The organism is Actinoplanes cyaneus (assembly GCF_016862095.1).
GTDB classification, from domain to species: domain Bacteria; phylum Actinomycetota; class Actinomycetes; order Mycobacteriales; family Micromonosporaceae; genus Actinoplanes; species Actinoplanes cyaneus.
The window spans coordinates 1-715 of the sequence record NZ_BOMH01000174.1 but is presented as its reverse complement, the minus strand read 5'-3'; the positions used below and the strand labels follow the sequence as shown (position 1 = coordinate 715).

The 715-nt window shown below is 69.0% G+C and carries 1 protein-coding gene; it reads left to right on the top strand.

The window, feature by feature from the left end; all coding sequences use genetic code 11:
* Window positions 1-715 (top strand): metallophosphoesterase (locus tag Acy02nite_RS46225; protein WP_203756850.1); only part of this gene is annotated, 715 nt, incomplete at both ends.

The following is a 715-nucleotide window of genomic DNA, read 5'->3' as shown; positions in this document are numbered from 1 at the left end:
TACGCGAACCCGTCCGGGACGGGGCTGCCGGCGGACGACACCACCGCGCTGACCAGGAAGGCACCGGCCGGGAAGAACCTGTTCAACCCGTACGTCTGGGACGTGTTCCTGAATCAGATCGAGCCGCAGGCCGCCTACACGCCGTGGATGTTCGCGACCGGCAACCACGACATGGAACCGCTCTACGGCAACACCAGCTACCTCGGCGGCAGCCCGACCCACGGGTACGGCGGGCACGTGCAGCGGCTCGACTTCCCGGACACCGGCCCGAAGGGCTGCCCGTCGGTCTACCGGATGGTCTACGGCAACGTGGGCGTGATCTCGCTCGACGCCAACGAGCTGTCCTGGGAGTTGCAGACGAACTTCGGGTACTCCGGCGGCGCGCAGGTCGCCTGGTTGAAGGAGACCTTGAAGCGGTGGCGGGCGGCCGGGTCCGGGGTGGACTTCATCGTCGCGTTCTTCCACCACTGCGCGTTCTCGACGGCGCACAACCACGCGTCGGACGGCGGGGTGCGGGCGGCGGTCGATCCGCTGTTCACCAAGTATCGGGTGGATCTGGCGGTGCAGGGGCACAACCACCTCTTCGAGCGCACCGACCCGATCCGGCACGGCAAACGCACGAAGGCGGCGCCGGACGGGTCGACCGTGCACCCGGAGAAGGACGGGACGATCTACGTCTGCGTCGGGTCCGGCGGGCGGCCGCGCTACCCGTTCC